This is a genomic window from Bartonella sp. CE47NXGY, from assembly GCF_042195415.1.
Taxonomy (GTDB): domain Bacteria; phylum Pseudomonadota; class Alphaproteobacteria; order Rhizobiales; family Rhizobiaceae; genus Bartonella.
Window position 1 is genome coordinate 15,921 of record NZ_JBHIOI010000014.1, and the last position, 26,331, is coordinate 42,251.

General features: G+C 37.2%; 22 protein-coding genes and 1 other RNA gene. 11 read left to right on the forward strand and 12 right to left on the reverse strand.

Annotated elements, in window-relative coordinates; all coding sequences use genetic code 11:
- Positions 1 to 110: 110 nt before the first annotated feature.
- The 11 genes from miaB to ACFIL3_RS05695 form a co-directional block, all read right to left on the reverse strand.
- Entirely contained in the window at positions 111 to 1,487 is a 1,377-nt protein-coding gene (gene miaB / locus ACFIL3_RS05645) for a tRNA (N6-isopentenyl adenosine(37)-C2)-methylthiotransferase MiaB (protein WP_375681913.1), read from the reverse strand.
- A 31-nt stretch (positions 1,488 to 1,518) separates the two neighbouring features.
- On the reverse strand, positions 1,519 to 2,010 hold the full coding sequence (rimI, locus tag ACFIL3_RS05650) for a ribosomal protein S18-alanine N-acetyltransferase (protein ID WP_375681914.1): 492 nt from the start codon (positions 2,008 to 2,010) through the stop codon (positions 1,519 to 1,521).
- On the reverse strand, positions 2,010 to 2,696 hold the full coding sequence (gene tsaB / locus ACFIL3_RS05655; protein ID WP_375681915.1) for a tRNA (adenosine(37)-N6)-threonylcarbamoyltransferase complex dimerization subunit type 1 TsaB: 687 nt from the start codon (positions 2,694 to 2,696) through the stop codon (positions 2,010 to 2,012). Before tsaB ends, rimI begins: the two co-directional genes overlap by 1 nt.
- A gap of 735 nt (positions 2,697 to 3,431) precedes the next feature.
- Positions 3,432 to 4,460, reverse strand: a complete 1,029-nt coding sequence (locus ACFIL3_RS05660; protein ID WP_375681916.1) for a YeiH family protein — start codon at positions 4,458 to 4,460, stop codon at positions 3,432 to 3,434.
- A gap of 49 nt (positions 4,461 to 4,509) precedes the next feature.
- Complete coding sequence (gene recR, locus ACFIL3_RS05665) at positions 4,510 to 5,115, reverse strand: recombination mediator RecR (RefSeq protein WP_375650842.1); 606 nt, start codon at positions 5,113 to 5,115, stop codon at positions 4,510 to 4,512.
- 30 nt (positions 5,116 to 5,145) lie between these two features.
- Positions 5,146 to 5,469, reverse strand: a complete 324-nt coding sequence (locus ACFIL3_RS05670) for a YbaB/EbfC family nucleoid-associated protein (protein WP_375606797.1) — start codon at positions 5,467 to 5,469, stop codon at positions 5,146 to 5,148.
- 14 nt (positions 5,470 to 5,483) lie between these two features.
- Positions 5,484 to 7,424, reverse strand: a complete 1,941-nt coding sequence (locus tag ACFIL3_RS05675; RefSeq protein ID WP_375681917.1) for a DNA polymerase III subunit gamma/tau — start codon at positions 7,422 to 7,424, stop codon at positions 5,484 to 5,486.
- A 223-nt stretch (positions 7,425 to 7,647) separates the two neighbouring features.
- An RNA gene (gene ffs / locus ACFIL3_RS05680) (signal recognition particle sRNA small type) lies at positions 7,648 to 7,745 on the reverse strand.
- Positions 7,746 to 9,348: 1,603 nt separating this feature from the next.
- On the reverse strand, positions 9,349 to 9,756 hold the full coding sequence (locus ACFIL3_RS05685) for a hypothetical protein (RefSeq protein WP_375621204.1): 408 nt from the start codon (positions 9,754 to 9,756) through the stop codon (positions 9,349 to 9,351).
- 537 nt (positions 9,757 to 10,293) lie between these two features.
- A complete protein-coding gene (locus tag ACFIL3_RS05690; RefSeq protein WP_375646290.1) occupies positions 10,294 to 11,157 on the reverse strand; it encodes a prephenate dehydratase in 864 nt (287 codons plus the stop codon).
- Complete coding sequence (locus ACFIL3_RS05695; protein ID WP_375632301.1) at positions 11,154 to 11,885, reverse strand: 3-deoxy-manno-octulosonate cytidylyltransferase; 732 nt, start codon at positions 11,883 to 11,885, stop codon at positions 11,154 to 11,156. The genes ACFIL3_RS05690 and ACFIL3_RS05695 overlap by 4 nt, the downstream gene beginning before the upstream one ends.
- A gap of 104 nt (positions 11,886 to 11,989) precedes the next feature.
- On the opposite strand from ACFIL3_RS05695, the gene ACFIL3_RS05700 reads away from it, so the two are divergent.
- Positions 11,990 to 12,553, forward strand: a complete 564-nt coding sequence (locus tag ACFIL3_RS05700; protein WP_375681918.1) for a c-type cytochrome — start codon at positions 11,990 to 11,992, stop codon at positions 12,551 to 12,553.
- 922 nt (positions 12,554 to 13,475) lie between these two features.
- On the opposite strand, the gene ACFIL3_RS05705 is transcribed toward ACFIL3_RS05700, so the two are convergent.
- The gene (locus ACFIL3_RS05705; RefSeq protein ID WP_375681919.1) at positions 13,476 to 14,270 is read right to left on the reverse strand and encodes a molybdopterin-synthase adenylyltransferase MoeB; all 795 of its coding nucleotides are present in this window, start codon (positions 14,268 to 14,270) and stop codon (positions 13,476 to 13,478) included.
- An 87-nt stretch (positions 14,271 to 14,357) separates the two neighbouring features.
- Here ACFIL3_RS05705 and gshB point away from each other — a divergent pair, with 87 nt between their 5' ends.
- From gshB to ACFIL3_RS05755, 10 genes are all read left to right on the forward strand, one after another.
- Positions 14,358 to 15,305: a glutathione synthase gene (gene gshB, locus ACFIL3_RS05710; protein ID WP_375621206.1), complete on the forward strand. Its 948-nt coding sequence runs from the start codon at positions 14,358 to 14,360 to the stop codon at positions 15,303 to 15,305.
- Between the two features lie 133 nt (positions 15,306 to 15,438).
- On the forward strand, positions 15,439 to 16,485 hold the full coding sequence (locus ACFIL3_RS05715; RefSeq protein ID WP_375613323.1) for a substrate-binding domain-containing protein: 1,047 nt from the start codon (positions 15,439 to 15,441) through the stop codon (positions 16,483 to 16,485).
- A 75-nt stretch (positions 16,486 to 16,560) separates the two neighbouring features.
- A complete protein-coding gene (gene pstC / locus ACFIL3_RS05720; RefSeq protein ID WP_375681920.1) occupies positions 16,561 to 18,021 on the forward strand; it encodes a phosphate ABC transporter permease subunit PstC in 1,461 nt (486 codons plus the stop codon).
- Positions 18,018 to 19,307 (forward strand): phosphate ABC transporter permease PstA, encoded by a 1,290-nt coding sequence (pstA, locus tag ACFIL3_RS05725; RefSeq protein WP_375611793.1) that lies wholly within the window; start codon positions 18,018 to 18,020, stop codon positions 19,305 to 19,307. Before pstC ends, pstA begins: the two co-directional genes overlap by 4 nt.
- 51 nt (positions 19,308 to 19,358) lie before the next feature.
- Positions 19,359 to 20,117 (forward strand): phosphate ABC transporter ATP-binding protein PstB, encoded by a 759-nt coding sequence (gene pstB, locus ACFIL3_RS05730; protein WP_375611792.1) that lies wholly within the window; start codon positions 19,359 to 19,361, stop codon positions 20,115 to 20,117.
- A gap of 21 nt (positions 20,118 to 20,138) precedes the next feature.
- On the forward strand, positions 20,139 to 20,861 hold the full coding sequence (phoU, locus tag ACFIL3_RS05735) for a phosphate signaling complex protein PhoU (protein ID WP_375611791.1): 723 nt from the start codon (positions 20,139 to 20,141) through the stop codon (positions 20,859 to 20,861).
- 549 nt (positions 20,862 to 21,410) lie between these two features.
- Positions 21,411 to 22,244: a cell wall hydrolase gene (locus ACFIL3_RS05740; RefSeq protein WP_375681921.1), complete on the forward strand. Its 834-nt coding sequence runs from the start codon at positions 21,411 to 21,413 to the stop codon at positions 22,242 to 22,244.
- A 177-nt stretch (positions 22,245 to 22,421) separates the two neighbouring features.
- Positions 22,422 to 23,669 carry an aminopeptidase gene (locus ACFIL3_RS05745; protein WP_375650819.1) on the forward strand — a complete coding sequence of 416 codons (1,248 nt, stop codon included), beginning with the start codon at positions 22,422 to 22,424 and terminating at the stop codon, positions 23,667 to 23,669.
- 271 nt (positions 23,670 to 23,940) lie between these two features.
- A complete protein-coding gene (gene mutM / locus ACFIL3_RS05750) occupies positions 23,941 to 24,816 on the forward strand; it encodes a bifunctional DNA-formamidopyrimidine glycosylase/DNA-(apurinic or apyrimidinic site) lyase (RefSeq protein ID WP_375613328.1) in 876 nt (291 codons plus the stop codon).
- A gap of 84 nt (positions 24,817 to 24,900) precedes the next feature.
- A complete protein-coding gene (locus ACFIL3_RS05755) occupies positions 24,901 to 26,295 on the forward strand; it encodes a M20/M25/M40 family metallo-hydrolase (protein ID WP_375611787.1) in 1,395 nt (464 codons plus the stop codon).
- Positions 26,296 to 26,331 lie beyond the last annotated feature (36 nt).

The following is a 26,331-nucleotide window of genomic DNA, read 5'->3' on the forward strand; positions in this document are numbered from 1 at the left end:
TATAAAAGACAATTTTTACAAAAAGTGCACGCTTTAGATGTAATCATTTGCTTTTAAAATAAAAGAGTTTTCCAAAATATTTATTTTTGAACGAGGTATTAGAGGCATGTTTATCTATTTGTCACTTCACCAACAAAACTGTTTGAGCTTGCATTTTTAATATGAATTTCTATCACGCTACCTGTAGAGGCTTCTGTATTGACAACAACAGGTAAAAGCCAAGGGGAACGCCCTACCATTTGCCCTGAGTGACGTCCAGGTTTTTCGATGAGAACGTTCGTTTTTTGATCAATTTTAGAACGCAAAAACGCATTTTGTTGCTCAAGGAGAAGGGCTTGTAAATGTTGAAGTCGGGCATCTTTTACAGATTCATCAACATGATTTTTCATTGTGGCTCCCACTGTTCCAGGACGGGGGGAATATTTAAAAGAATAAGCTGAACTGTACTGTACTTGTTGAATAAGTTTAATGGTTTCTTCAAAGTCTTCATCTGTTTCTCCTGGAAACCCTACAATAAAATCGCCTGAAAAGGCGATATCTGGCCGTGCGGTTCGAATTTTTTCGATAAGATGAAGATAATGAGAGCTTTTGTGTTGTCGGTTCATGGCTTTTAAGATGCGATCTGAACCTGATTGAACAGGAAGATGGAGGTAAGGCATTAACATATCAAGATCTCGATGCGCGGCAATAAGGCTATCATCCATATCACGTGGGTGGCTGGTTGTGTAACGCAAACGCTTTAAACCATTGAGTTTTGCGAGATGATAAAGAAGATCGCCAAGACGCCAAGTTTTGCCATCAGCACTTTGTCCATGCCAACCATTGACATTTTGTCCAAGCAGCGTAATTTCTTTGACACCCGCTTCGATGAGTTGAAGGGCTTCCTCGGTAATTTGCTCGACAGACCGTGATATTTCAGCACCGCGTGTGTAAGGAACAACACAAAAAGTGCAAAATTTATCGCAACCTTCCTGTACTGTTAAAAATGCGCTAACACCTCGTTTTCTTACTGCATGTTTATTATGGGGCGGCAAATGAGCAAATTTATCTTCAACAGCATAGTCTGTTTCGATAATTTTTTTCCCTTGTTTGGCTTTTTCTAACAATTCTGGCAAGCGATGATACATTTGCGGACCAATAACAAGATCCACTGTTGGAGCACGGCGCAAGATTTCACTTCCCTCAGCTTGTGCAACACAACCTGTTACACCAACCATCAGGGGTTTATCAGGTGTGCGCTCTTGACGCATAACGCGCAAACGACCAAGATCAGAATAAAGTTTTTCTGCTGCTTTTTCACGAATATGACAGGTATTAACAAGAATAAGATCGGCATCATTGGGAATTTGTGTTGTCACATAGCCTTGCGAACTGAGGCTATCAGTCATCCGTTGGCTATCATAAACGTTCATTTGACATCCATAGGTTTTGATAAAAACCTTTTTAGGAGCAACAGGAGGCGTATTTTTAGGATTTACTTTATTCATAGCGCATGTGTAAATGTTTTTTACACAAATCTCAATCTATTTGCTTAAAAGTTTTTTGCATGATAATTGCATCACCACGACCATTTTTTGACGCGTAGTAGGCAAGACGTTCAGAAATTTTTTGAAATTCAAAGCGTTGATAAAGGTTCAAAGCAGAAAGATTTGTGGCTTCTACTTCCAAGAATAATTTTGTAGCGCCCTTGTCGTGAAGATGGTGAACTGTACGATCGATAAGAAAGGTACCAATTCCTTTTTGACGATAATGAGGATGAACAGCAATTGTGATGATTTCTGCTTCATCAAGGATGAGACGGCATAGGCAAAAGCCTAAAATTTGATCAGAGTGATCAATGAGAAAAGCTTTGTATCCAAAGATAGAGTGATCTGTTAAGAAATTATCAAAAGCTTGTTTTTCCCAAGAAGGGGTAAAACAATGCTGATGAATTTGATGAAGAGAAGCACTATCATTAACTTGTAGCGGAGCAATTCCAAAATTCTTTTTTGTCAATGAAAATTTGGGCATTATTTTTTTTGTGGTAAAGCAAAATTGGTTTGTTGTTTTGCATCAGCGCTGCGTAGATAGAGTGGGCGAGGTGAATTTTTTGATTGTTTGTTTGCAGCAAGATAAGCATAGTTTACAATATCGGCCGCTTCGCAGGGGATTTTTTCTAGGACAATTTTTTCGTATATTTTATGGTTTTTAATATGCTCCACAACGATATCAGCAGCTGGGCCAGTCAGTCGGGTTTTTTTGGGCAAATCTTCGAGGATATTTTCAATTGTTTTTAATCCCGGCGCTCCCAAAGGTGTGAGATCATTATGAAAATTTTGATGGTAGAACATCCCTCTCCCTGCTTCAATGACAACAGTAATTGCCGATGCTGTACTTTTATTGTTTATGACTTGTGCTGCTAACGCTTCAAGAGCACTCACTCCAACAGCAGGTATTTCAAGTGCTAATGCCAAAGCGCGCGCTGTTGCAACACCGACACGTACACCAGTAAATGATCCAGGTCCAATATTGACAGCAATATGCTCAACTTGATCAAGCGTCATATTGGCTTGTTTCATTATTTGTGTAATCTGCCCAATAAGTTTTTCAGCATGTCCTTTGTTCATGCGCTCATTGATACGCGCAATAACAGATTTATGACGAATAAGCGCAACAGCACAATAAATTGAAGCAGTATCTATAGCAAGGATAAGCATAAAAATATTTTAGTTGAATAAAATGATAAATAAAAGTCCTGCTGTATTTTTAATCTTTTCATTATCGTATATTTCATTTGTAAGAAAGTTACTAGTGCCAATAAGCAACAATATCTTTTTATGGGATAGAACGAGATGTTGATTTAATCCTTATTTTTATCACTTTTTGAATGAGTATCTTGAGTATTGTAAGATTCTCTTATTTTAAATCTACTTATGGTGAAACAATTAAAGTTATTAGCTTGTATATTACAAGCGGAGTTAGCGTATGAATCAAAACTGTTGAAGAAAAGAATAAAAACTCCTTTCACGAATCGTTTAAATGTAAGGATTGTCACAACTTTTAAGCTATCAAATAGTACGATGATGCCACTTGTATTACATAGTAAGTAAAAGTAATTTAAAAGAGTAAAAGTTATGACCCCACATTTTTTCCAAATAAGAATATATTTTATCCGTCTTTATATAAAAAACTCAGTGTAATGAGAGCAGATGAAAGAAATGGCATTGTTTTGCATGAGTTATGTATTTCGATACTACCCCGTTGTAAATCATTATGGACTGAAAAGCAAATTTGACAGTTTTCACTTAAATATCAGCTCTTTCAATTTTTTGTATAGAATAATGAGCAGTATTTTAGAACTTTTTCTGGTTTATGAAAGAACTGATTTTAATAATAAGGAGGACTTTGGGTTGATTGCATACTACGTTGAAAAAATAATAATCAATGCACATTTAAAATGTTATATGATTTAAATCATTCAATTGTATCATGATCAGGCTACAAATACCGAGAATAATTATGGAGCAGGTTGACGCCAAAATGACGCGCCATCCTGCTTTTTTTAGTGATCGGATATCAACACCTAATCCTAGTGCAGCCATTGAGATAACAGTAAACAACTGGGCAATAAATTTGATGGGATTGATAGCCTTTTCAGGGATAAGACCACTTGAGCGAACAAGCATCATGATAATAAAGCCAATGATAAACCATGGGACGAGGGTATGTAAACGCAAGCGTGTTTGTGCTGATTGGCGATAAATGATTGATAGAGTAAAAATAACAGGGCCTAACATGAGAACCCGTACTAATTTGACAATTGTTGCAATTTGAACACTTAGAAAAGAGATAGGTGCTGTTGCTGCTAAAACCTGTGGTACAGCATATACAACCATGCCAGCAAGCACACCATATTGGCTAAATGACAAATTCAGAGATGGATGTAAAAAGGGTAGAAATAAAATAATAAGAATTCCTAAAAGAGCAGTGAAGGCAATTGACGCGGCTACATCGTCATGTTTTGCTTTTATGACAGGTGCAACGGCGACAATAGCTGAATTGCCACAAATAGCATTCCCACAAGCGACCAGCATTGCTAAATGTGTAGAAAGCCCGAAAAGTCGGCCGATGGCAAAGCTCAGGATAATCGTTACGAATATCACGAAAATGATACTAGCAAGCAAATTCCAACCAGCTGAAAGGACTGCGTTAATGCTAATGCTTGCTCCTAGAAGAACGATAGCAATTTCGAGAAGTGTTTTTGCACAAAAGGTGATACCTTTTTGAAAATATGTTGGCAAAGAAAAACAACTACGGATAATTGATCCTAGAAGAATTGCCAAAACAAGGCTTTCAAGCCACGCTTCCGTGAAAAGCTGTTTTTCTACAACTTCTAAGCCATAAGCTAAGGCTGATATGAGTAAACATACTAAAACACCAGGACCAAAGTCGTTTAAAAGTGAGAGATTTTTCTTTATCATTTTAATATTCCCCCGTCATTAAAGAGCTAAAGGTTAAGAAGAAAAAGCTTTAAAGATTTGTTCTTGCTTGTACAGCTGCTGCTAAAGTTCCATCATCAAGATAATCAAGCTCACCTCCTACAGGAACACCATGAGCAAGTCGCGTAATTTTAACTGGAAAATTAGAAAGCTGATCAGTGATATAGTGAGCAGTTGTTTGACCTTCGACAGTCGCATTGACAGCAAGAATAATCTCCGTAATAGGGTTTTGTACAACACGCTGTATTAAGGTGGCAATGTTGAGTTCGTCAGGACCTATTCCATCTAAGGGGGAGAGTCGTCCACCCAACACATGATAACGTGCGGCTAAAGTTTTTGCGCGTTCAAGAGCCCACAGATCAGCAATATCCTCAACAACGATGATTGTTGTATCATCGCGGCGCAAATCTGTACAAATTGAACAAGGATCAATGGTATCGACATTTCCACAAACAGAACAAATGCCAACTTTTTCTATAGCTGCTTGTATAGCCGCTCCCAAAGGCTCCAGCAATGTCTCTTTTTTTTTGATAAGATGAAGCGCAGCACGACGTGCTGAACGTGGACCAAGACCTGGTAACCGTGATAAAATCTGAATGAGACGTTCAATCTCAGGTCCTGCAATGTATTTAGGCATATTTTTGTCCCACGGAAAAAATCCGTTTCATTAAAATGGAAGCTTGAAACCTGATGGGAGTGGTAGCCCTGCCGTCATACTTTTGGTTTTTTCTTCTATTGCGACTTCGATTTTTGTTCTTGCTTCATTATAAGCTGCCATAATGAGATCTTCAAGAATTTCAGCTTCCTCAGGTTTGAGTAATGAAGGATCAATTTGAATTGCTGTTATAATATTTTTGCCATTTAAAGTGATATTGACGAGACCACCCCCTGCGGTGCCCACAGCTTGCAGATTAGCTATTTCCTCCTGAATCTTCTGCATTTTTTCTTGCATTTCTTTGGCTTTTTTCATCATGCTCATCATTTCACGCATAGGAATAGGTATCCTTATTCATCATTGATATCATTTTTATTTTTAAAAATATCAGCATTTTTAAAGGTATTGGAGAGTAAATCAAGATCATTTTCTTCTTTATTGAGTCGAATATCGACAATTTTTGCTTCTGGGAAATGATTGAGGATTTTCGCAATATCAGGATCTGTTTCTGCATTGGAAAAAAGAGTCTTTTGAATCGCTATACTTTCCTCCTGTAAGGTTGGGCCACCTCCTTCATTAACAAAAGTTATTGTCCAGCGTTTTTCAGTCCATTGAGATATCTTTTTTTCTATATCATGAGCAAGAAATTGTGGGGTATTTTCAGAAAGTCTCAAGGTAATATGCCCAGCTTCAAAAGAAACAGGATGAACAAATTCTTTAACAAGGAGTTTGAAAGGAACGTCATTATGCTGTTCGGCTAATTGAACAATATCGTGCAAAGAATTAATCACGAGAGTTTTAGGTTCAGTAATCTTTTCTGTTGTTTGCGTGACAGAATGCGATAAATTTGCAATCTTTTCAGAAAGATCAGTAGATTGAGAAGTTTCTGGAATTTCTGTTACTTCTTGGGCGTTGATTTTGTCATGGTTTTGATTTTCAACTAAATTTTCTGGTTGTAAGGAATGATCTAATTGGTTTTTCAAAGATGTTTTTAAATCTGATTGATCGGCTAATGTATTTGAAACGCTCGAGGAAGCATGGGCTCCGACCATTGTTTCTTTTGCTATATTATTTGCATTCGTAGATTCTTGATGAGAAGAATTTGTAACGAGTGTGAGAGGCGTTTTTTCTTGCGTAAGCTTTTTTAAAGCTTCATCAAGAGTTGGTAGGTCAGCTGTGTGAGCAAGACGAATTAAAAGCATTTCAGCGGCTTGAAGTGGACGTGCAGTTTGATTAACTTCCTGTAAACCTTTGAGTAACATTTGCCAGTTTCGGGATAAAACAGGAACGGAAAGTTTTTTTGAAAAGTCTAAACTTTTTAAACGTTGTTCTTCAGTTAGTGAGAAATCTTCCACTATTTCTGGTGTAAAACGTAAACGTGTGACCAGATGATTAAAATCGGCTAGTTCTGTCAATATAGTAAGAGGATCAGCACCTGCTTCATATTGACTGCGTAATTCATGTAACGCATTGACAACATCGCCCTTCATGATAAATTCAAAAAGATCAATAATACGTGCTTGATCCGCTAATCCTAACATTGTACGCACCGCAATAGCATTAACATTGCCATTGCTATGGGCGATTGCTTGATCAAAAATGGATAATGCATCACGTGCAGATCCTTCTGCAGCACGGGCAATCATAGAGAGTGCTTGATCTTCTACTTCTACCTTTTCAGATTTCGCAATTTGACGCAAATGTGCACTCAAAGCTTTTGATTCAATACGTCGCAAATCAAAACGTTGGCAACGCGAAAGAATTGTAATAGGAACTTTGCGAATTTCTGTTGTGGCAAAAATAAATTTTACATGCGACGGTGGTTCTTCAAGAGTTTTCAATAAACCATTAAAGGCTTGTGTTGAGAGCATATGGACTTCATCTATAATATAAACCTTATAGCGTGCAGAAACAGGACGATAGCGTATTTGTTCAATAATTTCACGAATATCATCAATGCCCGTATGAGAAGCGGCATCCATTTCTATAACATCAATATGGCGTCCTTCGATAATTTGTGTGCAATGTTCACCAAGAGAGTCCAATACAGTTGTTGGTTGGTCAATATCTTTTGTTTTATAATTAAGCGCACGTGCCAAAATACGTGCTGTTGTGGTTTTACCTACGCCACGAATCCCTGTTAACATCCACGCTTGTGCAATACGACCTTTTTCAAAGGCGTTGGTAAGAGTACGCACCATAGCTTCCTGACCAATGAGGTCAGAGAAGTTTTGGGGTCGATATTTACGAGCAAGAACACGATAGGCTGTTTCTACCGGTAAATTTTCCATGAGTATTTCCAACTTCGAAGTTCTTTATGCGTACATTTTGATAATACAAAAGCATAGATCAATACTGTAGTCTCATATAAAAGGATTTTTTCTTAATCAAATTATTTATGGGACAATTTGTTTAAAAATAACAAAACCCCTTTATTTACTGCATACAAATGCTGCTCTGAAGATTAAAAATACCTCGCTAAAAGACAGCATAAAAAATAATTTTTTCAGCAAAATAGGAGGTTGGAACGATGACCCGTACCAGAACTCGTTGGGGCTGCTTCTTTCCAGACCTGACCCAGTTGGCGAGTAGTTCGTCCACCACCAACCTCCCAAGCTCATATTGTCGATTTGGAATGAAAAATCAAGATCAGAAACGAAAAATATCCTAAGAACGACGAAGAATTTTCCTTTGCATTTAATTTATTGATATATAAACAACAAAGAGATTGTGGATTTATTAGTTTTTATAGCAGTAGCTCTGCATATTTATTTGGTATGAAAATATCTTTTCGCTTAAGATAGTCTGAATATATAATTATTCTCATTTGCTGAAACATGTAAGAGTTTTAGGATAGCTCCGTCTGTTCTAAAACTACGAAATTGGATCATTAAAAATTTACAACAGTTAAAGAAGCAAATAAAGTATATAGATCATGTAATTGGCTAACATGCGAAAGTTAGGGGGAAGAGTGCTATTTAAATAATTATAAAATATTGCTTTAAGGATGTTGCTCCTCTATACAAAACAGAACATCCCAAACAGAATACATTTAATGTTGTACATTCACAGGTTTTTTAAAGAGTGATTGCTCAATACTCTTAACTATATTTCAAACTCTACTCGTAAATAGTATACATACTCTCCTTGAGATATAAGTCCATTGTGCACTATCCTTTTTATGCTTAATAAAAGTATAAATTTTAGCCCTCATACTATTTAACAACTCCCAATGTTGCGATCCCTTGCACTTGAGAGGCTTTATAAGAAGCATTTTTATTCCTTTTTTAATCGTTTTTACTCACACATCACTCCCATTTGTAACTTTCAAGGAAATGATTTTAATTGATTCAATATGAGATTTAAGATGGGAGGATCTTACTTTATTTGTGGTTGTAATTCAGTATAAAAAATCGAACTCTTATAATGATAAGTCAATATATTAAATATCTTATAAGAGAACCACCTCATTTCTATAGTGAATGAGCATATCAAGTACGTAATATTTTTTCTTTTAACATCTATGAATGTAAATCTTGAGTAGATGTTATCGCTCTTTTTTCTTGAGTGCTGATTTTCTTCATTAAAGACGTTGGGCTCATCACTAGATAAATCAATATATGTGTTCCCATTATTGGAGAAAAGATTTCACATATCTTTTAAGGACTGTACTCATACAAGAGACGATGCAATTTAAAAGCTATAAAATAATAATGGTGGCTGGCACAGATTTATGATTTTATAACTGTAAAAATGGTATTTTATATACACGACATTTTATAGCTTTAAATAATTAGATTTTTTAATAAGGAGGGAAAAGCGAGATAAATTTTTATAAAAAGCTGAATGAGTATGACTTAAAGTGCAGTGAGGAATGCATCTGCAGATGCAAATTTTACTTTTCTGTTTATCTAAGTGATTTGGGTACGATGTGCTTTATAGTACTTAAAATAAAGCAGTTGCGAAGATAAAAGTTATATTCTTATTAAAAAAATAGCTCTGATAGTAGAAAATACAGAACAATTTAAGTCTAGTCTTCTAGTTTTCGCAAAAGTCTTTTAATATCTAACCTTATAAGTATCTTAAGGTTTGCCATATTAGTATAAAAATAATCTTTTCAGCGATTAGTTTTAATGGCTCATTATGCCGTATTTTGAAAAAAACACCTAAAAAAAAGAATAACTCTACTCAAATTTAGATGTTATAGAAATATTGTTAATCATAACCTCCTGTGTCACAATCTGTTCCAACAACTTTTTTGTTCGTAATATTTTTAAAAATATAATGTCCTGACCAAGGAAAACTTATATGAAGAGATTTTATATTTTTTAGGGTAAAGATTTTCTTTTCTTTATCATGGGTTATTTTCTTTTCATCATCAACAAAAATTCTCAATTTGTTTAAATCAGAAGGGGCAGAGTATGATAAAGTAAAGGATACTTTCTTCGGTTTAAAGGTATTACAAGAGTATTCAACTCCTTGCTGGAATGTATAGGATGGTGTGATCACAACACTTTCATCCCGCGCAAAATTCCATTTTTTTTCACCAAAGCCAGCAAATGCAACACTAGAGTAGGCGAGAATATTTGCGGCTAATAATCCTCGCGTGAAGACTTTTTTCATTATCCTCTCCTTTTTTCTAACGTGAGGTGAATCATAAATCAGTTTTTATAAAGATACAAGTTCAAACTTAACGCTAAAATCAGGGCTAAGTTGCATTTTCTAGTTTTAAACCATGTTTAGAATGATATTAATCTAAAAGATTCGAATGCTCTATTATGTATAATAATTTGAATTGTTTTGAGAGCTAATTTAGAAGTTCGTTATCTTTATTGGAATATTGTCAGAGGAAATGACTTTTCTCAAGAGGCTCTCTTTGAATATATAAAGGGAAATAGATGGTACAAGCGTTTTTATTTTTGGTTACTGTGTTTTTTTACACTGGTTTTTATACGAGGTGAATTGCGGTTTATCATGATATAATTTGTGAGAAAATATTATGAAAATAATTTATATATTCTATTACGAGCTGTTTTTTCTTCTTCAGTGTTTATGAAGGGTGTTGAGTAGAAAAAACGGGACCTTTCAAGATGCGTTGCATTATGAAATTTTTACGATGCTTTTTGATATCAACAAAAAATGATAGCAGCTTAATTGCTTTTATATATACGATGTTCGATCGTTTTGTGCTGGATAAGTACCGATAATACGCAGTTCTGCAGAAAAGAAAGATAATTCTTCTAAGGCAAGTTTCATCATCGGGTCTTCAGGATGTCCTTCAATATCAACAAAGAATTGTGTTGCATTGAAATTTCCACCAATTTGATAGCTTTCTAATTTTGTCATATTGATACCATTCGTTGCAAATCCTCCCATAGCTTTATAGAGAGCTGCGGGGACATTGCGCACTCGAAAAAGAAGACTGGTGATGATTTTTTCGCCATTTTGAGGTTTGGGGACATGCCGTTTGGAGCGTGAAAGGATGACAAAACGGGTAATATTATGAGGGTTATCTTCAACATCTCTTTCAAGAATATCAAGTCCATAGAGTTCTGCTGCGATTAAAGGTGCTAAGGCAGCCTGTGAACGTTTAGCATTTTTTTTAATAAATTTTGCAGCTCCAGCGGTGTCAGCAGAAACAACAGGTTTCCAATCGTTGTTTCGTATGATTTTTCGGCATTGTGCAAGGGCATGCGTATGGCTGTGGACGGTTTTAATTTCGTCATGTGTAACGCCGGGCAAAACCATGAGTTGAAAATGGATAGGTAAAAAATATTCATCAATAATATAAAGAGATGACTGCGGTAAAAGATGATGAATGTCTGCAACGCGCCCTGCAAGAGTATTTTCAATAGGGATCATAGCAAGATCAGCTTTCCCGCTTTCCACTAAATTAAGAGCGTCTTCGAAAGTAGCAGAGGGAACAGCATCCATATTGGGGAACATATTGGAGCAAGCAATATGGGAATTAGCGCCGTATTCTCCTTGGAAAGAAATTTTATTGGTTTTTTTAAGTATTTTCATGCTAAAATCTCACAAACTCTATCGAGATCATGTTGTGTGTCTACACCTAAGGGAATTGTATCGACTATTTCCACATCAATACGCATATTGTTTTCTAATGCACGTAATTGTTCAAGTTTTTCACGTTTCTCAAGTGGTGAGGGTTTGAATGATACAAATTTTTCAAGTGCTTCGCGCCTATAGGCGTATATTCCAATATGGTGATAAAGAGGACCCTCTCCATAAGGTGCTTTGGCGCGCGTAAAATAAAGAGCACGAAGGCGATTTTGAGAAAGCGGTGTACCAATGATTTTGACAACATTGGGATCTCTTGTTTCATTTTCTTCAATGATTTTGGCACCCAAGGTTGCAATATCAGTAAAGCTATTTTCTAAAGGGCGTAGCGCACGAATGATTTCACGAGGCATGATTGTTGGTAAGTCACCTTGTATATTTAAAATGGCGTTGTAGCGTTGTTCAGGATCAATGCGCACTAAAGCTTCATAAATACGATCAGATCCAGACTTATGATCACCTCGTGTTATGATATATTCATGCCCATAATCTGCAACAGCTTTAGCGATATCATTATGATCTGTTGCAACGATTGTACGTCCTATTCCAGCTTTTTTGGCTTGTTCTACGACATGAACAATCATCGGTTTTCCGCCAATTTCAGCGAGAGCTTTTTGAGGAAGACGGGTTGAGCCCATACGGGCAGGAATAAGAATAATTGGTTCAAGAGCCATTGTAAGATTCCCAATGTTATCTGTGATGCATTTATGATGTTGTGTGTTATAAAGAAAAAGCTTAAACTAAAAATGGTAATAAAACCGTGAACATTTGAGTTTTTATGAATCGCTCGAGATTTATTTATTTTATTTGTGCTTGTTTATGTGTGCTGGTCGCTGTTGTGGGGATTTCCACACTCAGCAATATAATTTACGATCATCCTACATCAGTCCAATATCATCATACAGTTGCCAAGAATGATATATTTCAAGAAAAACAAAAAGCACCTGATGTTTCCCTATCACTAAATAGCCGACTTCAACAAGGCAATTTTGAAAATGGCCGTAAAATTTTTCGCCAATGTGCCATATGCCATACTTCTGGACGCAATGAAGCAGGGCGTGTTGGTCCAGTTCTCTGGGAGATTGTTGACCGCCCTTTGGCATCAGCAGCAGGTTTTGCTTATTCACGGGCATTGCGTGCGCACTCTGATCAAAAATGGGATTTTGTAACGTTAGATCGTTATCTGCGTTCTCCGCGTGAAGCTTTTCCTGGGACCATTATGTCTTTTCGTGGAATTAAAAATGACCAAGATCGTGCCGATCTTTTGCTTTATTTACGCAGTTTATCCGATCATCCTGTTCCTTTACCAATGGATAATAATAAAGCGAACGAGCCAAATTAACTTATACCATAGATGTTAATTTTAGAAAGAAGTCTGATTTTTTTGTAATTTTAGTTTCACAGTTTTATAAAAAGAGCTCTTATTGATGTTTTGTTAGGGGGGAACGCCCCTCACGCAAAACAGAACACATTTAACATTGCATATTTACTCGCTTATTTTAAAGAGAACTTTTATAAAAATGCACTCTTTACGCTGTCATCTGTGGATTGGTTTTCAAGATTTGTGTGCTTCACTTTTTCTACATATACTTGTCTGTGAAATTATTGCTGAAGGATTATCAATTTATGAGCCGCAGCTTTCTGCTTCTGAATGCAATAATTATGTAATTAAAGCTCTCCATGAGGTTTATCTCAATCCTTCTATATACAAATCCCCATGTACTTTTACATCAATTCCCATGTATTTTTCTTATGAACTGAGACAATTGATTGTTCTTATACGTGCAATAATCCTAAGCTGCATTTTATGATGCTTGATGAATAGACGTTTTCTCTTGAGGTTAGAAGTGTGTGGACAGATCATTGACCTTTTATAGTACCGATCACTAAAATATGACTTAAATTATTTATTTATAGGTTATGGTTTGAAGTGAGCACTTTCATGTGAAACAATTTTTATGTGTGACTAGTAAAATAGTTGAATAGAGTTCCGTTGATTGTATTTTTATCTACGTTGAAAATTTTTTACACAAGAATACTGATGGGAGCTAAGTTTGCACGAGTCTCTGTCTATTTATAGACGATGACATGAAATTATGATGATAATCCATTATAGAGAATTATTTTTTCACAAAAGGTTTTCCATATTTGTGATAAATTTAATAGGTTTCATTGGTTACAATGTTTCGATGACTTGCGATAAAATATTAGTATTTCAATACATATTGCGAGAGTGCTAAAAGTTAGTGGAAGAGAGAACATCATCAAGATTCTCCAAGCTTCTTAATAACTATGGCATTTTCTTTATAATTTGAGCGTTTATAAGTAATAATATTAAATTGTGCTAATAATCCATTATAGAGAAGAATCTTTCCTACTAATGGCTCTCCGATGTTTGTGATCATTTTAATAACTTCCATTGCTTGTAGGGTCCCAATAACACCGGGTAAAACACCGATAATTCCAGCTTCAGCGCATGTTGGAATAGTATCGGGAGCAGGAGGCGTGGGAAATAAATCGCGATAGTGAGGATTATTGTCTTTATATGGCATAAGGACCGTTAATGAGCCATTAAAACGTTCTACAGCACCACTTATTAAAGGTTTTTTACATTGGGCAGCGTGATCAGCAAGAAGATAGCGTGTCGTAAAATTATCACTTCCATCAACAATGATGTGGTAAGCATTGAGCAGTTTATCCACATTACTGTTATCTAAGCGTAGGGTGTGTTTTTCAACTACAACATGGGGATTTATTGCTTTTATAGTAGTTTCAGCACTGTCTGTTTTGCTTTTGTTGATTGCATTTGTTTTATGAATAACTTGGCGTTGTAAATTGGAAAGTGAAACGATGTCGTTATCGACAATTCCAAGAGTTCCAACACCTGCGGCAGCCAAATAGGTTAAGACAGGAGCACCAAGACCACCAGCGCCTACAACAAGAACGCGTGCTTTTTTTAGCTTTTGTTGCCCTGTACCACCAATTTCAGGCAAAATGATGTGGCGTGCATAGCGTTCGATTTCTTTGTTGTTTAATTCTATATCTGTTTCTTGTGTCATAAATTTTCTCTTGTCATAGTTCTTTTATTGTTTACTAAGTTTATGATGCATAGACCAGTCTGCTTTTAGGATAGAGAGGATTTATTTATGAAAATTGCCATTCAGATGGATCATATTTCAACAGTTCGGATTCAAGGAGATACGACATTTGCACTCGCTTTAGCAGCACAAGAACGTGGACATTCTCTCTTCCATTATACACCAGATCGTTTATCTCTATACGATGGTTGTGTGATTGCACGACTAGAGCCATTGATTGTACATGATAAAGAGGGAAGCCACTATCGATTAGAAAAGCCTGCTCGTACGGAATTAACAGATATGGATGTGGTTCTTTTACGCCAAGATCCACCTTTTAATCTCAATTATATCACAACAACTCATTTGTTAGAGCGTATTCATCCTAAAACACTCGTTGTGAATGATCCGGCATGGGTACGCAACAGTCCAGAAAAAATTTTTGTTACTGAATTTTCTGATCTGATGCCAGAAACATTAATTACCAAAGATATTGAAGAAATAACAGCTTTTAGAGAGACATTTGGCGATATTATTGTTAAACCACTTTATGGAAATGGGGGTGCTGGTATTTTTTATTTAAAACAAGATGATCGCAATTTAGCATCATTGTTAGAAATGTTTGCAGAAATTTATCACGAACCTTTTATTGTTCAGCGCTATTTAGAGGCAGTACGAAAAGGAGATAAAAGGATTATTTTGCTTGATGGTACACCTGTTGGAGCTATTAATCGAATTCCGACAGAAACAGATGTGCGCTCTAATATGCATGTTGGAGGTCGCGCGGAAAATGTGGAGTTAACAAAACGTGATTATGAAATTTGTGAACGCATTGGTCCAGCCTTAAAGGAACGCGGTCTTCTTTTTGTGGGGATTGATGTGATTGGAGATTATATAACAGAAATTAATGTGACGTCTCCTACGGGAATTCGTGAAATTAAACGCTTCTGCGGTACGGATGTTGCTCATTTGTTTTGGGATGTTATTGAGTTCAAGCGTTCAAATGAATTTATTTGACAGAGGACAAAAACATGGTTTTAAAAAAATGATCCATGTTGTTTTTTATATTTGTTATGTTGCAAATGTGAACTAGAATGACCGTATAGTATAAATTAAGAGGCTTTGTTTTCAATTTTTAGGGAGTTTATAGATGAACAAAGTATTATCAATTGGAGTGGGATTGATTTTTGCGCTACTGCTGTCAGCAAATGGAGGCAATGCGCGCGATCAAATACAGATTACTGGTTCATCTACAGTTTTACCTTATCAAAAGATTGTTGCTGAAACATTTGGAGAAATTTATCCCCATTTTAAGGTTCCTGTTATCGAATCGGGAGGAACAGGAGCTGGTATTAAGGAATTCTGCCGTGGTATTGGGGAGAACACTGTTGATATTGTTAATGCTTCGCGAGCAATGAAACCGAGTGAATTACAGTCTTGTTTTGATGCTGGTGTAAAAGATGTTGAGGAAATACGTATTGGGTATGATGGCATTGTTTTTGCAACTGATATTAAGGGACCTGATTGGAAATTACAGCCAGTAGATGTTTATAAAGCCCTTGCTGCTCGAATTATTATAGACGGAAAGTTGCAACCGAATAATGTTTTGAAATGGAGTGCAGTTAATAGTGCTCTTCCTGATTGGACGATAGCAGCGTATATTCCTGGGGAGAAGCATGGGACACGTGAAGTTTTTGAGGAAAAATTACTTACTAAGGGGTGTAAAGAGAGTGGGGCAGTTGAGGTGATGAAGTCTTTAGGAATGGATGATAAGGAGATACACACTGCTTGTATTGCGGTACGTAAGGATGGAAAAGCGGTTGATATTGATGGTGATTATTCTGAAACATTTGCGCGTCTAACTTCTAATAAAACAGGGGTTGGTATTTTTGGTTTGTCTTTTTATCAAAATAATGCTGATAAACTAAAGGTTGCCGATATTAACGGTTTTGCGCCAACAGTTGAGACGATTTCTAGTGGACAATATCCGGTTTCTCGTCCGCTTTTTTTCTATATTAAGAAAGCACATTTAGGTATTATTTCAGGTTTGCGAGAGTATGTTGACTTTTTTCTTTCTGATCAAATGATTGGTCCAGAGGGTCCTTTGGCTGAATATGGTTTGATTGTTTCTCCTGAAAAGGAGCGTCAAGCACAGCGTTCTGATTTTTCTGCTGGTCGAGTAATGACATTGAAATAATTTGCAGGGAAAATTTGTTGGATTTCTGGGATAGGGAATTTGGATGCTATTTTTTTATAAAAACTGAAAGATAAAATGCGCATTTCCTTTATTATTTTGTTATTATTGACTTTTGGATTTTGTGGTTTTTGTATTTCTTATATGCGAGCACGCATTCTTGAATACAGACAACATAAAATGCATTCTCGTGCGTATTATTATGGCTGGTGGACATTTTTGATTACTGTTATTCCAGCTTTTATTTTTTTAATTGTTTGGGATGCTGGGAGTACAATTTATTTAGAATATAATGCCTCTCGAGAGCTTGAGGCGTATAGTGCGCATGTAACAGAGCCTGTAAATCACGATCTACTTTGGGAGACACTTCGAAGTCTCGTCAAAAAGATTCATCGCTTTGAGGGGAATCTTTCTACCGCTTCCTATAAGGAAGTGCAGGCACAATTACTCGCGAAGGGATTGATTTTATCCGATGAAGCATCGGATGATGTGTTCAAAATAGCACAGTCGTGGGTATTCTCTTCTGAAAAGCTTAAGTTTATAGGTTATGTTTTTCTTTTTGCTATTGCGTCCTTTGGTTTTATCTGTGGAATGATGCAAATTGCGCCTCATCAACGTGCCCGTAATAAGGTTGAATCTTTTATTATTATTGGATTGATTTGTGCATCTATTGTTGCAGTCTTGACAACAATAGCCATTGCGCTTTCTATGCTTTTTCAGACAGTAAGCTTTTTTCAGTCTGTATCCTTTTCAAATTTCTTTTTAGGAACAGTTTGGGATCCGCGTTTTTCCGCGAGCGGTTCCAGCGATGAAGTAGGACAATTTGGTCTAATACCGCTTCTTGCTGGTACGCTTTATATTGCATTTGTTGCCATGCTTTTTGCTGTACCTATAGGACTATTTTCAGCTCTTTATATGGCGGAGTATGCTTCTGCGCGATTGCGAGCAATTGTGAAGCCATTGTTAGAAGTTCTTGCTGGCATTCCAACGATTGTTTATGGCTTTTTTGCTTTGAAGGTTGTGGGACCATTTTTACGAGATCTCTCTGCTTCTCTCTCAGACGGGGTTAGTTTTATTATGGCACAAAGTGTTTTGACTGCTGGAGTTGTGATGGGAATTATGTTGATACCTTTTGTTTCCTCTTTATCGGATGATGTTATTACGGCTGTTCCACGCATTTTACGTGAAGGTTCTTATGGTTTAGGCGCAACGCAATCTGAAACAATTAAAAAAGTTGTTATACCAGCAGCGCTTCCAGGGATTATGGGGGCTATTTTGTTGACGGCATCGCGTGCAATTGGAGAAACAATGATTGTGGTTTTGGCGGCAGGTGTTGCAGCAAATTTAACACTCAATCCTTTCGAAGCAATGACTACGATGACTGTTAAGATTGTTAATCAATTGACCGGTGATTTTGAGTTTAATTCTCCACAAACTCTGGTGGCTTTTGCCTTAGGGATGACGCTCTTTGTTATGACACTTTTGATGAATATTCTAGCTCTTTATATTGTGCGTAAATATCGGGAACAATATGAATGAATGAAGATTTTTTTCCTCGTCGCAATATTAGTCTCAAGCGTCGGTATTGGGCTGAACGTCGTTTTCGTGCCTATGGTTTGATTGCCATTTTTATTGGTTTATTTTTTTTATTTACGCTTTTATGGTCTATCATTAGTCAGGGTTATACAGCTTTTTTTCAAAGTGAAATGACATTATCGATTTATTTGGATGAAAAGATCATTGATCCAAGTGGTCAACGTAAAACAAAACCACAAGTGCTCATGACGGCGAATTATCCACTTCTTGTACGCAATGCTTTAGCGAAGAAACTTAATATCAATCAAAATGATCGAGCCTCTCTTTTGGACGTTAACCGTATGTTTTCAAATGGTGTCCGTGTTCAACTGCGTGAAATGGTGACAAAAAATCCAAAACTGATTGGCACAATGCAAAAAGTTAAAGTTTTGGCATCTGCGGATATTGATTCTGCTTATAAGGGACAGATTGATCTGCGTGTAGCAGAAAAAAACCGTAAAGTTTCTAATCGACAAATAGAATGGATAAAGCGTTTAGCGCATGATGGTACGCTTTATAAAACATTTAATATTGGTTTTTTTACATTTGGCGCTTCAAGTCGTCCTGAGACTGCGGGATTAGGTGTTGCGATCATTGGTTCTCTTTATATGATAGGCATCGTTTTATTAGTTTCCCTTCCGATAGGCATAGCAACGGCTCTTTATTTAGAAGAATATGCACGCAAAAATAAATTTACAGATTTTATAGAGGTTAATATCAATAATCTTGCAGCTGTTCCTTCAATTGTGTTTGGTCTTTTAGGACTCTCTTTTTTTGTTAATTTTTTAGGATTACCACGTTCAGCCTCTTTTGTTGGTGGTCTTGTTTTAGCGCTCATGACTCTTCCCACGATCATTATTGCAACACGTTCTGCTCTGCGTGCTGTTCCTCTCTCTATTCGTTCTGCAGCTTTGGGGTTGGGAGCATCAAAAACACAAATGATTTTTCATCATGTTGTTCCTTTAGCTGCGCCTGGCATTTTAACAGGCACAATTATTGGAGTCGCTCAGGCTTTGGGTGAAACAGCTCCTTTGCTTTTGATTGGAATGGTTGCTTTTGTTGTTAATATTCCTACGACCCCCATGGATCCAGCAACGGCTTTGCCTGTTCAAATTTTTATGTGGGCGGGTGAAGCAGAGCGTGCTTTTGTTGAAAAGACATCAGGTGCTATTATTGTATTGATGATTTTTCTTGCGATCATGAATATTTCTGCGGTTTTTTTACGTCGACGATTTGAACGCCGCCAGTAATTTTAATAAAACAACAGCTTTGATAAGATTTTTGTAAGGTGAATTTTTGTAATGAAGATTAAAATGCGCGGTCAGGATGTGAAGGTTTCTTACGGAGATAAAGAAGCACTCCACGGTATTACACTTGATATTCCTGAACATCAAGTAACTGCTTTGATTGGTCCATCAGGATGCGGAAAGTCAACTTTTTTGCGTTGTTTTAACCGTATGAATGATACAATTGAAGGCGCTAAAACAACTGGTCTTATTACCTTAGATGGGGAGAATATTTATGACACACGGATTGATGTTGTAGAATTGCGCGCTCGTGTTGGAATGGTTTTTCAAAAGCCCAGCCCTTTTCCAAAATCTATATTTGAGAATGTTGCGTATGGTCCACGCATTCATGGTTTAGTTAAAACACGCTCTGAATTGCATGATGTCGTTGAAAAGAGTTTGAGGCAGGCAGGTTTGTTTGAAGAAGTAAAAGACCGCCTTCATGATCTTGGAACAAGTTTATCAGGGGGACAACAACAGCGTTTGTGTATTGCACGTGCTATTGCGGTTAGTCCTGAAGTTATTTTGATGGATGAGCCCTGTTCAGCTCTTGATCCCATTGCAACAGCACGGATTGAAGAGCTTATCGATGCGTTACGGCAAAATTATACAATTGTTATCGTAACGCATTCCATGCAACAGGCCGCACGTGTTTCTCAATATACGGCTATGTTTCATTTAGGGCATTTGGTAGAAGTTGGTGCGACTGAAATGATCTTTACCTCACCAAAAGAGCAACGGACACAAGATTATATTACGGGGCGTTTTGGATAGGTGAATTGAGGAGTGTAAGATATGTCTATGAAACATACTGTCCGTTCTTATGATGCAGAACTAAAATATTTAAGAGTAAGGATTACAGAAATGGGGAGCCATGCAGAAAGGATGATTGAACGTTCTGTCGCATCGGTTGTGAGTAGTGATCTTCAACTTGCAACGACAGTGATTGCCGATGATGTGTTTTTAGATGAAGCAGAACGTGACATTGATGAAAAAGCGGTTGCTATTATTTGCAAACGCCAACCGATGGCTGTCGATTTGCGTGAAATTATTGGAGCCATTCGTATTTCTTCTGATCTTGAACGGATTGGGGATATGGCAAAAAACATTGCTAAAAGGACTGTTGCACTTTCAGAAATACGTCAATCTGCTTCTGTTTATCATGGGCTTGAAACAATTACAGCTTTAGCACTCAATCAATTAAAAGAAGTCTTAAATGCTTATACGAGTCGCCTATTAGAGCGTGTTGACGCGGTGCGTGAGCGTGATGAGAAGATTGATGCTTTGTATACTTCTCTTTTTCGTGAACTTTTGACGTATATGATGGAAGATATGCGCAATATTACGGTTTGTACGCACTTACTGTTTTGTTTAAAGAATATTGAACGAATTGGTGATCATGTTACTAATATTGCTGAAATGCTGCATTATATCATAACGGGTTACCATATGTCCTCTGATCGTCCTCGTGATGACCTTACTTATAAAGTTGGGGTAGGTGAGAAGAAAATAGATTAAAATTTTTCTTATATGTATAAAATAAGTTTGTAGATATATGAGTATTTTCTTACAGTGCAGCTATAAGAAGAATAAGATAACCATTTTATGGCAAAGCACAAAGAAGCAACAAAGAGTTTTTTCAGAGAAGCATGGCAGATTGTTAACTCTTGGTTTGACATATTTGTATATTGGATGATATCATCACTCGTATTGTGGCAGGAGGGGAGTTTTCTAGGGGAATTTCCTTTCAGATCATTTTGTTAAAATTTTATATTAAAGGGGATATCTGTATTATTTTTTCGTATGTAGAAGAAGTGGATAGTGTTACTTTATTGTAATTGAAACGTGTGGGTTATTATAGCCTATATTGAACCATGAAGAATAACAATATCGATCTGTAAATTAAGAGTTTTTTATTTTTTATTTTGCATAGATACTTTTTGATTACCTCTTGTATTAAAATTTTACTGAGTGGTAACAATTAGCTATGTACTTTATTGAGAGATACATTTAAAGCTCATTTCAAGACTTGAATAGCTCAGAGATTATAGGAATGTGTTGCATAAGATGAAAAAAAATCGTTGGAATGTATTTGTTACCTGTTGTGTAGCGCCGTTAGTTGTTGTGGGGTGTGCTTCAAATCATTTAGATACTGGAAAAATAAATAATAATAAGACAAAAACGGTTACGTATCCATTGACAGAGCGTCAATGTCTTATGCGAGCGATGTATTTTGAATCAAATCGCACAAGCCGTGAAGGAATGATTGCCGTTGGAACGGTTGTTATGAATCGTGTTAATTCAACCGCCTATCCTAAGACGATTTGTGGTGTTGTTGGTCAATATAGGCAATTTGCTCCTGGTGTTTTAACGCGTCCTATGACGGAGAAAGCATCTGTTGCTCGTGTAAGAGAGGCGGCTGATGCCGTTTTACGGGGTGAACGAGATAAGAAAGTTAAACACGCTAAGTTTTTTCATACCGCTGGTTTGTCTTTTCCGTATAAAAACATGCATTATGTTCAGGTTGCAGGGGGAAATGCTTTTTATGAAAAACGATCACGTGATGGAGAGCTTCAAGTTCCTACAAATAATCGCCCTTATGATGTTGCTTATGCTTTTGCTCAAGAACGTTCTGGTCATGCGCCAAGCTTTATAGATGAAGGCTTAGAGAGTAGGGGCGTAAAGGCAGAGAAAAGTACATCTCCTTCGACAGAAGTAGCACAGTCCAAGATGGCACATCCTGCGCCTTTTGCTATGGTACAGCTTGATAAAGTTCCTATCCCTGCCTATGCACCTCAACATCTAGCTAGGAAAGAGGAAAATAAAACGATTATGGTTTTACCTTCATCTGATCAGTTAAATGCAATTGTTGCAATGTTAGAAAAACGACACAGGAACTAGTAAGTTTTTCATGACCAAAGAAGGATGATATACCCATTGCGGTTTATGAATTAAGTGAATTTTAGCGATAATGATACGCATAAATATACGTAGAGAAAGCGAACTCAAAGGATCTGAAAAACAATTTATAATATGACGACATAAAGAACGCATTCTATTTAAAGAAGGGTATTGGTAATGTACTTTGATATTCATGAGACAATTTTGCCTGAAATGCTTAATCGTCTTGCAGAAATTACAGTGAAAGTGGGGTTGAATTTACAAGAGGGGCAGGATCTTGTTTTAACTGCTCCAGTTTCAGCGTTACCTTTTGTTCGGCGTATTGCATATCATGCTTATAAGGTTGGTGCTGGTGTCATTACACCAATTTTTAGTGATGATATGTTATCGCTTACACGGTTTGAAAATGCCCATACAGCTAGTTTTGATTGTGCCCCTTCTTGGCTTTATGAGGGAATGGCAAAGGCTTTTGAAAATGGGGCAGCGCGTTTAGCGATTGTTGGTGATAATCCTTTGCTCCTTTCCAATCAGGATTTTGATAAGGTTTCACGTTTAAATAAAGCCACTTCAATAGCTTACCAGCCGGCACTCAAGCAAATATCAAATTTTGCTATGAATTGGTCGATTGTTGCTTATCCAACAGCAGGATGGGCTGAGGCAATGTTTCCTTCTTTACCACTTAATGAGGCGATTAAAAAATTAGCCGATGCAATTTTTTCTGCTTCACGTGTTACAGGAGAAGATCCGGTGCAGGCGTGGACTGTTCATAATGCACATTTGAAGAAACGGTCATCTTGGCTTAATGAGCAGCGTTTTTCTGCCTTACACTTTACAGGGCCAGGGACTGATTTAACTGTTGGTTTGGCAGATGATCATGAATGGCATGGTGGTGCATCCGTTGCTCAAAATGATGTTATTTGCAATCCGAATATTCCGACAGAAGAAGTTTTCACGACTCCTCATGCTCATAAGGTTGAAGGTTTCGTTCGCTCAACAAAGCCCCTTTCCTATCAAGGAACTCTGATTGATAATATTGAAGTACGTTTTGAAGCCGGGCGTATTGTTGAGGCTCGTGCATCAACAGGCCAAGAAGTTTTACAGCAGGTTTTGCAAAGTGATGAGGGTGCAAGCCGGTTGGGCGAAGTTGCCCTTGTGCCCCATTCTTCACCAATTTCTAAGAGTGGCCTCCTTTTTTATAATACCTTATTTGATGAAAATGCTGCATGTCATATTGCTTTAGGGCAGTGTTATTCCAAATGCTTTTTAGATGGGGCATCATTGACGTCAGAAGAGATTGCAGCACGTGGTGGGAATAAAAGTGTCATTCATATTGACTGGATGATTGGTTCTGGTGAAATTGACATAGATGGCATTACCCAAGATGGTGTAAGAGTTCCTGTATTTCGTAAGGGTGAATGGGCTTAATTTTGTTACCATAAAACGCGGTCATTTGAGGTGGGGTGGGATGTAAGCTTTATTGATACGTTAAGTATTTTAGAGTGTGTGGTATATATTCAAGGCAGGGTTTGTCCATAAAGCCTTTAGTTAAATGATTCACATGAGTAGGAATCCAAGTAAAATCGACTCATCAAGAATTTGTTTAGTAGATGTAGAGGAAGTCTTCGTTTTTTGAGGGGGGAAGAAGTCAATTTATCAGTGATACGATTGGAAAGTGTATAATTATTAAAGAAGAGTAATGCCTGAGCTTCCTGAAGTAGAGACAGTTCGTCGTGGACTTGAGTCCGTTGTAACTGATGCAAAGATAGTATCTGTCAAACTTAATCGTAGAGATTTGCGCTTTCCTTTTCCTGAGGCTTTTTCTGAGCGCCTTATTGGCAGAACAATTATAGAACTTGGTCGGCGTGCGAAATATTTATTATTTCATCTTTCTCAGGATGAAACGATTTTAAGCCATTTAGGAATGTCTGGTTCATGGCGTATAGAGAATGATTTTTTAAGAAAAGCTTGTTCAGCGTCAAGTAAATTAGTTAAACATGATCATTTTGTCATGGATATTCAGACAAAGAATGGTGACGTTTATCGTCTTATTTATAATGATGTGCGTCGCTTTGGGTTTATGCTTTTAGTCGATACGGATAAGCTTTATGAACATCCACTTTTAAATAAGCTAGGTCTTGAACCTATAAGTAATTCGTTTTCTGGTCGTTATTTACAAAAGGCTTTTGTTAATAAAAAAATGTCTCTCAAGGGTGTTTTACTTGATCAGTCTATTGTTGCAGGTCTTGGGAATATTTATGTTTGTGAAGCACTTTGGCGGAGTCGTTTGTCTCCACAACGTGGTGCATTTACATTAGCATCAAAAACGGCACGTGCACGTGAATTTGCAGATTCTTTAGCACAAAATATACGCAATGTGATTTCTGAAGCCATTTTGTCTGGTGGCTCTTCTTTACGTGATTATATGCATATAGATGGTTCGCTTGGTTATTTTCAGCATGCTTTTTCAGTTTATGGACGAGAAGGCAAGCAATGTTTGGAATGTGGAGCGCCTATTATGCGCATTTTACAGGCTGGACGTTCAAGTTTTTACTGCTCACAATGTCAAAAATGAATAAGGTGTCTTGCAAAATCTTACAAGAGGCTTAAAGTCATCGCATCTATAATATAATTACACAAGGCTTGAAAGGTTTTTTTTATGCTGAATAAAGTACTAACACATCTTGATGGAAATATAGAGAAGAGCCTTGAACGCCTTTTTTCTCTTTTACGTTTTCAATCGATTTCTACAGACTCGGCTTACAAGGATGCATGTCGTAAAGCAGCTGATTGGTTAGTGGAGGATTTAAAAAGCATCGGTTTTGAGGCTTCACGCCGTGATACGCCGGGGCATCCAATGGTTGTTGGGCATCATCCTGGACCTTCAGATGATTGTTTGCATGTGCTGTTTTACGGACATTATGATGTTCAACCTGTTGATCCATTGAGTTTATGGGAGGATGATCCATTTACACCTTCTTTAAAAGAGAGAGATGGAGAGAAAGTTATTTGTGCTCGTGGAGCTTCAGATGACAAAGGTCAGTTGATGACTTTTATTGAAGCATGTCGTGCATTTAAGAAAGAAACAGGGCAGCTTCCTATTAAAGTTACTGTTTTATTTGAGGGAGAAGAAGAATGTGCTTCTCCTTCCCTTATTCCTTTTTTAAAAGCAAATACAGATGAACTTAAGGCAGATTATGCATTGGTTTGTGACACGTCAATGTGGGATGCGGATACACCATCTATTGCTCTTTCTCTTCGGGGAATTATGGCAGAAGAGATTATTATCACAGCAGCGAATCGTGATTTACATTCTGGTTATTTTGGAGGAGTAGCAGCTAATCCCATTCGTATTTTAACGAAAATCTTAGCAGGACTTCACGATGAAAATAATAGGGCAACACTTCCTGGTTTTTATGATGGCGTAGAAGAAACACCTCCACAGATTTTACAATCATGGAATGCACTTAATTGTACTGCTGAAAATTTTCTTGGTCCTATAGGACTTTCCGTTCCAGCTGGTGAAAAAGGGCGGAGCATTTTAGAGCTTGTATGGGCACGTCCTACCATGGAAATTAATGGTATTAGTGGCGGCTATGAAGGGGAGGGGATGAAAACAGTTATTGCTTCTCAAGCGAGTGCAAAAGTATCGTGTCGTTTGGTGCATAAGCAAGATCCAGAGAAAATACGCCAAGCGTTGCGTGATTATGTACGTAGCTCAATTCCTGCTGATTGTAAGGTTGAATTTAAGAATCACGGTTCTTCTCCGGCACTTCAGATTTCTGATGATTCATCTTTTATCAAGGAGGCGAAGGATGCCTTATCACAAGAGTGGGAAGTGCCCGCTGTCTTGACAGCCATGGGGGGCTCGATCCCAATTGTAGCAGATTTTCGGTCAATTCTTGGTATGGAAACTCTTTTGGTTGGTTTTGGATTGGCTGATGACCGTATTCATTCTCCTAATGAAAAGTATAATTTAAAATCGTTTCATAAGGGGCAGCGGTCTTGGGCGCGTATTCTTGCTGCTTTAGCAAGTAGGAGGGTAAATGGCTGAGATTCGCGTTCATCAAGGTGATTTACCAAACTTAGA

What these genes read in the sequence shown, in the direction of transcription:
- miaB (WP_375681913.1), bottom strand. Translation starts at nt 1,487, where the DNA reads ATGAATAAAGTAAATCCTAAAAATACGCCTCCTGTTGCTCCTAAAAAG.
- rimI (WP_375681914.1), bottom strand. Translation starts at nt 2,010, where the DNA reads ATGCCCAAATTTTCATTGACAAAAAAGAATTTTGGAATTGCTCCGCTA.
- tsaB (WP_375681915.1), bottom strand. Translation starts at nt 2,696, where the DNA reads ATGCTTATCCTTGCTATAGATACTGCTTCAATTTATTGTGCTGTTGCG.
- ACFIL3_RS05660 (WP_375681916.1), bottom strand. Translation starts at nt 4,460, where the DNA reads ATGATAAAGAAAAATCTCTCACTTTTAAACGACTTTGGTCCTGGTGTT.
- recR (WP_375650842.1), bottom strand. Translation starts at nt 5,115, where the DNA reads ATGCCTAAATACATTGCAGGACCTGAGATTGAACGTCTCATTCAGATT.
- ACFIL3_RS05670 (WP_375606797.1), bottom strand. Translation starts at nt 5,469, where the DNA reads ATGCGTGAAATGATGAGCATGATGAAAAAAGCCAAAGAAATGCAAGAA.
- ACFIL3_RS05675 (WP_375681917.1), bottom strand. Translation starts at nt 7,424, where the DNA reads ATGGAAAATTTACCGGTAGAAACAGCCTATCGTGTTCTTGCTCGTAAA.
- ACFIL3_RS05685 (WP_375621204.1), bottom strand. Translation starts at nt 9,756, where the DNA reads ATGAAAAAAGTCTTCACGCGAGGATTATTAGCCGCAAATATTCTCGCC.
- ACFIL3_RS05690 (WP_375646290.1), bottom strand. Translation starts at nt 11,157, where the DNA reads ATGAAAATACTTAAAAAAACCAATAAAATTTCTTTCCAAGGAGAATAC.
- ACFIL3_RS05695 (WP_375632301.1), bottom strand. Translation starts at nt 11,885, where the DNA reads ATGGCTCTTGAACCAATTATTCTTATTCCTGCCCGTATGGGCTCAACC.
- ACFIL3_RS05700 (WP_375681918.1), top strand. Translation starts at nt 11,990, where the DNA reads ATGAATCGCTCGAGATTTATTTATTTTATTTGTGCTTGTTTATGTGTG.
- ACFIL3_RS05705 (WP_375681919.1), bottom strand. Translation starts at nt 14,270, where the DNA reads ATGACACAAGAAACAGATATAGAATTAAACAACAAAGAAATCGAACGC.
- gshB (WP_375621206.1), top strand. Translation starts at nt 14,358, where the DNA reads ATGAAAATTGCCATTCAGATGGATCATATTTCAACAGTTCGGATTCAA.
- ACFIL3_RS05715 (WP_375613323.1), top strand. Translation starts at nt 15,439, where the DNA reads ATGAACAAAGTATTATCAATTGGAGTGGGATTGATTTTTGCGCTACTG.
- pstC (WP_375681920.1), top strand. Translation starts at nt 16,561, where the DNA reads ATGCGCATTTCCTTTATTATTTTGTTATTATTGACTTTTGGATTTTGT.
- pstA (WP_375611793.1), top strand. Translation starts at nt 18,018, where the DNA reads ATGAATGAAGATTTTTTTCCTCGTCGCAATATTAGTCTCAAGCGTCGG.
- pstB (WP_375611792.1), top strand. Translation starts at nt 19,359, where the DNA reads ATGAAGATTAAAATGCGCGGTCAGGATGTGAAGGTTTCTTACGGAGAT.
- phoU (WP_375611791.1), top strand. Translation starts at nt 20,139, where the DNA reads ATGTCTATGAAACATACTGTCCGTTCTTATGATGCAGAACTAAAATAT.
- ACFIL3_RS05740 (WP_375681921.1), top strand. Translation starts at nt 21,411, where the DNA reads ATGAAAAAAAATCGTTGGAATGTATTTGTTACCTGTTGTGTAGCGCCG.
- ACFIL3_RS05745 (WP_375650819.1), top strand. Translation starts at nt 22,422, where the DNA reads ATGTACTTTGATATTCATGAGACAATTTTGCCTGAAATGCTTAATCGT.
- mutM (WP_375613328.1), top strand. Translation starts at nt 23,941, where the DNA reads ATGCCTGAGCTTCCTGAAGTAGAGACAGTTCGTCGTGGACTTGAGTCC.
- ACFIL3_RS05755 (WP_375611787.1), top strand. Translation starts at nt 24,901, where the DNA reads ATGCTGAATAAAGTACTAACACATCTTGATGGAAATATAGAGAAGAGC.